Below are 6,000 nucleotides of genomic sequence, written 5' to 3' on the forward strand. Positions count from 1 at the left end.
CCCGCCGGGGCGGGCCTCGGAGGAGGGACGGGGGGGGGGGAACTCAGGCCTGGTACTCGGTGAGATCGATGGCGTGCAGGGTCAACGGGAAGCCGTGGACCGGGTGGATCGCCTCGCCCGCCGGCTCCATGCCGAGCTTCTGCACGATGTTCCGGGAGGCCTCGTTGCCCGGCCGGTCGATGCTGACGACACGGTCGAGGCCGCGATCCTGGAGCGCGAACTCCAGTGTGGCGTGGGCGGCTTCGGAGGCGTAGCCCTGGCCCCAGAACTGCGAACCGAACCGCCAGCTGATCGCGACCGCGGGAAGCACCTGGGGCAGGAACTCCGGCACGGACAGTCCCGTGAAACCGGCGAGCTCGCCCGAGCCCAGCAGTTCCACCGCGAAGAGACCGAAGCCTTCCTCGTCCCAGTCCTCCTCCCACCGCTCGATCGCCTCGGCCGTGGCGTCCAGATCGAGGACCGAGCCGTCGTCGACCCAGCGCATGACCTCGGGGTCCGCGTTGATCTCCGCCATGGGGGCGAGGTCGTCGTCGTACCAGCGGCGGAGGAGGAGGCGGGGGGTGCGGATCTCGGTCATGAGATCCATCCTGCCTCACGGACGGGGCATGAGCCGGGCCGGGGGCGGCGCCGCACCGGTGCGGGAGCGCGGCCGGGCGGCGGGACCCGCCCCGGCGCCGGGGCCGGCCCCGGCGTACACCCGCGACCGTCACCTTCCGGCGGGGCCTTCGCCCTGGTTCCTTCGCCCGGCGGCGGTGACGTCGCGCATGGCCAGCAGGAAGCGCCGTACCGTGGCCAATTCCCTCTCGTCGAAGGTACGGATCGAGGCCACCATCTCGCTGATCAGCGGTCCGAAGAACGACCAGCCCAGGGTGACGGCCTCGTCCGTCACGGTGAGCAGCACGCGCCGCCGGTCGTGGGTGTCCCGTTCCCGGCGCACGAGGGCCAGCCGTTCCAGCCGGTCGATCAGGGCCGTGGTCGACGCCGAGTTCACTCCGAGCCGCGCTCCGAGCCACCCCGGTGTGGCGCGTGTGTCCGTCCGGGCGGCGTCCAGCAGGTGGACCAGCGCCCGTACGTCCGTGGGATGCAGTCCGTGGAGTCCGGCGAACTCGGCGCCGAAGAGGTCGAGTTCCATGGTGACAGCCCTGAGGAGATGGACCAGTTGCAGGTCCGGGTCCCGATCGTCCACGCCGTCCTCCTGGAGATATTATCTCGTTCATCGAGATTATCGATGGTCGAGTAATCATAAGGTGGCGATCATGAGTGGCGAAGCGGGCTTCCTCTCGGCGTACGACACCGTTCTGCGACAGTGGCCTGTGGAGATCGACAGCGTCGATGTCCCGACCCCGTACGGCACCACCCGGGTCCACATCAGCGGCCCGGCGAACGGCACACCGCTTCTGCTGCTGCCCGGTGGCGGGGCCACGTCGGCGGTGTGGTTCGCCAATGTCGGCCCGCTGTCCCTCACCCACCGGGTGTACGCCCCCGACCTCATGGGCGACATCGGCCGCAGTGTGCACGACGGGGCGCCCCTGCGCGGAGCCGACGACCTGACGGCCTGGCTCGACACACTCTTCGACGAACTGCGCCTCGACGGCGCGCGGGTGTGCGGCCACTCCTACGGCGCCTGGATCGCCCTGAACCACGCCCTGCGAGCACCCGGGCGGATCGGCCGCCTCGCGTTGCTGGACCCCACCAACTGCTTCGCCGGCCTGCGTCCCGGATACGTGGCCCGCGCCCTGCCGATGCTGCTGCGGCCCAGGGCCCGACGCGTGCGCGCCTTCCACCGGTGGGAAACGGGCGCCGACCCCGAACATCCCGCCTGGCAGGCGTTTTTGGAGAGCACGGCCGACGCCCGCCGGTCCAAGGTCGTCGCGGCGCGCCGGCCGAAACCGGCGGAGCTGCGCGCCTGCGCGGTTCCGGTCCTGGTGATCCTGGCCGGGCGCAGCCGCGCCCACGACGCGTCGCGCGTCGCCGCGCGGGTCAGCGATCTCCTGCCGACGGCGAGCGTCGACATCCTGCCGGACGCCTCGCACCACTCCCTGCCCACGGAACGACCGGCCGAACTCAACCGCCTGCTCACGCGGTTCATGGCCTGAGCGGTCCGTGCCGTCACGCGGGTGCGTGACGGCACGGACGACCTTCCCCTACGAGGTGCCCGTCAGCGGGCGCAGTACGGTCGCGCCGGCGCGCAGGAGCGCCGAGACCGGCGGCCCCACCCAGCGGTTCAGCTGGCGAGGCAGGGCCGGGTCCAGCTCGATCGTCACCCGGACGTAGCGCGTGTGGAGCCGTGCGACCGTGGCCTGACGGGGCACAGCGGCCTCCGGTTCCCGCTGGAGAGCCGCTCGGTAGGTGTCCTTGCGCTGGTTCACTTCGTGTCCTGACGCTTGATGAGTTCGTCCGCGAGATCCATGTACGCCGATCCCTTGACCGTGACAGGGCTGCCGAACGACTGGGAATACAGGTCGAGTCGGGGAATGTGGGTGGACAGCACGTCGAAGCCGCGTTCCGTGAGCGCTTCGCGGGCGTCGGCGTCAGGACCGGTGCGGGTCGCGTCCGGACGGTTCGTACGGTTCAGGAGCACGGCGGAGCGGGCGGGCCGTGACCGCAGTGACTGGACGTCGCCCATCTCGCGGCCGATGGGTGCCATCCGGTCCAGTTCGATGGGGGACGGGGTCACCGGCACGATCCACTCGCTCGCGTACCGCATGATGCTCCGGGCGATGTGGGCGTGGTCCTCCATCTGCGGGGCGTCGAACACCACCGCCTGCCGGTCGCCCAGGAAGTCGTTCACGCGCCGGTGCACATCGCCGACCGGGAGGGAGAACACCGGGAAGGGGAAGCCCCCGGCCAGTTCGCTCCACCGCAGCGCCGAGGACGCGGGGTCACTGTCCACCAGCAGCGGTGAGAAGCCCGACTCGTGCAGCGCGTGGGCCAACCACACCGCGCTCGTCGTCTTGCCCACTCCGGGTTTCAGGTTCACAAAGGCATAGCTCATCGACACGGGGAGCCACGCTAGTGAACGCGGGGGACCGAGGACCGGCCGAGCGGGCCAGGAGCCCCGGCGTTCACCCCGCCGCGCCGGTGAATCATTCCAATGGATCAACGCGTTGTGCCCGCGCACAGACCCGCACGACGATCGCTGTGCAACCGCCGCACGAACACGGAGTCCCCTGTACGCGCCCCCGCACGGCTGATGCCATGCCCGGCATGTCTCCCGCACCTTCCGCACCACCCACCGCACCCGCGCCTATTGCCGCGCCGCCCTCCCGCCTCCCGGGCGCACCGGTACGCCCGTACGCGGCCCCGGCAACGGAGTGCCACCGATGAGCACCGGCGACGGAGAGTCGCTCGCCGTCGTGGTCTTCCTCGCCTTCGTCGCCGTGTCGCTGCTGCTGTGCGGCCTCGCGGCGGCCGACCTGGACGACCCCGAACACTTCTACGCGGGTGGCGGAGCGGCCTTCGGCCCGGTCGGGGGCGGACTCGCCATCGCCGGTGACTACATCTCCGCCGCCACCCTGCTCAGCACCACCGGCGCGGTCGCCCTGGACGGGGCGGACGGCATCCTCTTCGCCTGCGCCACCGTCGTCTCGCTCTACCTGGTCCTGCGGATCCTCGGCGAACCCCTGCGCCGCACAGGGGTGTTCACCCTCGGAGACTTCCTCGCCGACCGCCTCGGCGCACCCTCCGTACGCCGTGCCCTCGGCGTCGCCACCCTGGTCGTGCTCACCCCGCTGCTCCTGGTGCAACTCTCCACCGCCGGGCGCGTGATGGCGGCCATGTTCGGGCTCCCCGACGGCGCGCTCACCGGATGCACCGTCGCCGGAGGCGTTCTGATGGTCTGTTACGCGGCGTTCGGCGGGATGCGCGGCATCGGGTACGTACAGATCCTCAAGGTCGGGGTGACCCTCACCGCGATGCTGCTCCTCGCCGGGGTGGTCCTCGCCCGGTACGGATGGTCACCGGCAGCGCTCTTCGACGCCGCCCGGGACCGCTCCGGAGCGGGCGCCGGATACGGCCGCCCCGGACTGCACTTCGGCGACTCCGCCACCGGGCGCCTTGACCTGATCGGTTTCGAGGCCACCCTCCTGGTCGGCGCGGCCTGTCTGCCGCACCTCACCATGCGGCTGCACCCGGTCGCCGAGGCCCGCACCGCGCGGCGCGCCGTCGGCTGGGCCGTCGTCCCCGTGGCGCTCGTGTGCGCCGGGGTCGTGGTGGCCGGTCTGGCCGCCTGTGCCCTGATCGGCCGGGGCCCGGTGCGGGCCGCCGATCCCGGGGGAGCGACCGCCCTGCTGATGGTGACAAGCGCCCTCGACCCGGTCGCCGGGGGCGCCCGGCACAGCATGCTCTTCGCGGTCGTCGCCTGCGCCGTGTTCGCGACCACCCTCGCGGCCGTCGCGGGCATCACGCTGGCGGCCGCCTCCAGCCTCGCCCGGGATTTCGGCGCCCGGCCCGCCCACGGGGCCAGGGGCCGGGCGCCCGCCGCGGAGATCCGCCGGGCGCGGCTGGGCATCGTCCTGGTCGGAGCCGGCGCCGTCGCCCTGTCGGCGGTTCTCGGGGACCGCGGCAGACTGACGCTGATCTCGCTGTCGTTCACGGTCGCGGCCTCGGTGATCGCCCCGGTCCTGCTGTACGCGCTCTTCCTGCCGGGCCACTCGGCGACCGGTGTGCGCTGGACCGTCTACGGAACGCTGCCGCTGATCGTGCTGCTGCTCGCGGGCTCGCCCGCGGTGTCGGGCACCTCCTTCGCGGTGTTCCCCGGCCACGACGTCCGCTGGTTCCCGCTCCAGACACCAGGGCTGGTCACCATTCCGGCCGGCTTCCTGCTGGGGCTCGCCGGCCGCACGCCCGCGCGTACCCGCGCCGCCCGGTCCTCCTGGCCCCGATCCTCAACCCCCTTGTCCGCGCGACCTCTTGACGGGGCTGGTGCAGACCTTTAGCGTCACGGCACACGAAGTTCACAGGTGAACTCAAAGTTCATCCATGTGAACTCCGCCTTCCCCCACCGTCTGCTCCGCACGACCAGACGAAAGGCCGTGACTGTCATGGTGAATGCCCGACCACATACCCGAACCACCGCTGCGCGCCGCCGACTTGCCGCACCCAGGCTTCTGACGACCGCCACCGTCGCGGGCCTCGTCGCCGCGGTCACCGTCCTGGGCACCGCCGACGCCGGTGCCGCCGACCCGAACGTCGCGCCCGGCGGCAACTTCGACCTGTCGGTCTGGCAACTCCAGGAGCCGGTGGGCTCACCGGGCTCGCCCACCACCATCTCCTCCGCGCGCCTCCAGGGGGCGAACGGCTACCAGGACGCGTACTTCTTCACCGACACCCGCGACGGCGCGATGACGTTCTGGGCACCCGAGAAGGGCGTCACGACGCCCAACTCCTCCTACGCCCGCTCCGAACTCCGGGAGATGAACCGCGGCGGCGGCGCGGCGGACTGGTCGCTCGGCGGCAGCCACCGGCTGAGCGCGACCCTGCGGGTCGTGTCGGTCACCTCGAACGTGTGCGTCGGCCAGATCCACCTCGGCTCCGGCGGCTCGTCCACCAAACCGCTGGTGGAGCTGTACTACCGGGCGAGCGGCGACGTCGTCGTCGGCACCGAGAACGCGCCGTCCGGCGGGCAGACCACTCACACGGTGGGGCACGTGGCGGTCGGCAAGACCTGGACGTACACGATCGCCGTCTCCGGCGGGAACACCATCGACCTGACCGTCAACGGCAGCACCACGCACTACGCGATCCCGTCGTCGTTCTTCCCGTACAAGCAGTACTTCAAGGCCGGCTCGTACAACCAGTCGTCCTCCGAGAGCACCACGAAGGGGGCGAAGGTCGCCTTCTACGGCCTGACGGTGTCGCACGGCTGACAAGGAACGCGTCGGACACGACGGAGGGGTGGGGGCGGCGCCCGGCCCCGGCCCCCCCCCCCCGGGGGGGCCGGGCGCAAAAAATAGACGACGAGAAGTTCTTTTTTAGGGGGGGATGCAGCAAGACAGAACC

The 6,000-nt window shown here is 71.5% G+C and carries 7 protein-coding genes; 3 read left to right on the top strand and 4 right to left on the bottom strand.

Annotated features, from left to right (window positions below; translation table 11 throughout):
• Positions 1-43: 43 nt before the first annotated feature.
• Positions 44-577, bottom strand: a complete 534-nt coding sequence (locus tag ACZ4AA_RS16380; RefSeq protein ID WP_467601672.1) for a GNAT family N-acetyltransferase — start codon at positions 575-577, stop codon at positions 44-46.
• Positions 578-706: 129 nt separating this feature from the next.
• Entirely contained in the window at positions 707-1,186 is a 480-nt protein-coding gene (locus ACZ4AA_RS16385) for a MarR family winged helix-turn-helix transcriptional regulator (protein ID WP_467601675.1), read from the bottom strand.
• A gap of 70 nt (positions 1,187-1,256) precedes the next feature.
• On the opposite strand from ACZ4AA_RS16385, the gene ACZ4AA_RS16390 reads away from it, so the two are divergent.
• Positions 1,257-2,096 carry an alpha/beta fold hydrolase gene (locus tag ACZ4AA_RS16390; protein WP_467601677.1) on the top strand — a complete coding sequence of 280 codons (840 nt, stop codon included), beginning with the start codon at positions 1,257-1,259 and terminating at the stop codon, positions 2,094-2,096.
• Positions 2,097-2,144: 48 nt separating this feature from the next.
• Here the strand turns inward: ACZ4AA_RS16390 and ACZ4AA_RS16395 are convergent, their stop codons facing one another.
• On the bottom strand, positions 2,145-2,369 hold the full coding sequence (locus ACZ4AA_RS16395) for a hypothetical protein (RefSeq protein WP_467601679.1): 225 nt from the start codon (positions 2,367-2,369) through the stop codon (positions 2,145-2,147).
• Complete coding sequence (locus tag ACZ4AA_RS16400; RefSeq protein WP_467601681.1) at positions 2,366-2,980, bottom strand: nucleotide-binding protein; 615 nt, start codon at positions 2,978-2,980, stop codon at positions 2,366-2,368. The genes ACZ4AA_RS16395 and ACZ4AA_RS16400 overlap by 4 nt, the downstream gene beginning before the upstream one ends.
• A gap of 343 nt (positions 2,981-3,323) precedes the next feature.
• On the opposite strand from ACZ4AA_RS16400, the gene ACZ4AA_RS16405 reads away from it, so the two are divergent.
• Together ACZ4AA_RS16405 and ACZ4AA_RS16410 are read left to right on the top strand one after the other, a co-directional pair.
• Positions 3,324-4,937, top strand: coding sequence for a sodium/solute symporter (locus tag ACZ4AA_RS16405; RefSeq protein ID WP_467601683.1), 1,614 nt, complete (start codon positions 3,324-3,326; stop codon positions 4,935-4,937).
• 105 nt (positions 4,938-5,042) lie between these two features.
• The gene (locus ACZ4AA_RS16410) at positions 5,043-5,867 is read left to right on the top strand and encodes a polysaccharide lyase family 7 protein (protein WP_467601685.1); all 825 of its coding nucleotides are present in this window, start codon (positions 5,043-5,045) and stop codon (positions 5,865-5,867) included.
• The last annotated feature ends 133 nt before the right edge of the window (positions 5,868-6,000 follow it).

Source organism: Streptomyces sp. NPDC024698, assembly GCF_055559015.1.

Coding starts and splice junctions, on each gene's coding strand:
- ACZ4AA_RS16380 (WP_467601672.1), bottom strand. CDS start 577: ATGACCGAGATCCGCACCCCCCGCCTCCTCCTCCGCCGCTGGTACGAC.
- ACZ4AA_RS16390 (WP_467601677.1), top strand. CDS start 1,257: ATGAGTGGCGAAGCGGGCTTCCTCTCGGCGTACGACACCGTTCTGCGA.
- ACZ4AA_RS16405 (WP_467601683.1), top strand. CDS start 3,324: ATGAGCACCGGCGACGGAGAGTCGCTCGCCGTCGTGGTCTTCCTCGCC.
- ACZ4AA_RS16410 (WP_467601685.1), top strand. CDS start 5,043: ATGGTGAATGCCCGACCACATACCCGAACCACCGCTGCGCGCCGCCGA.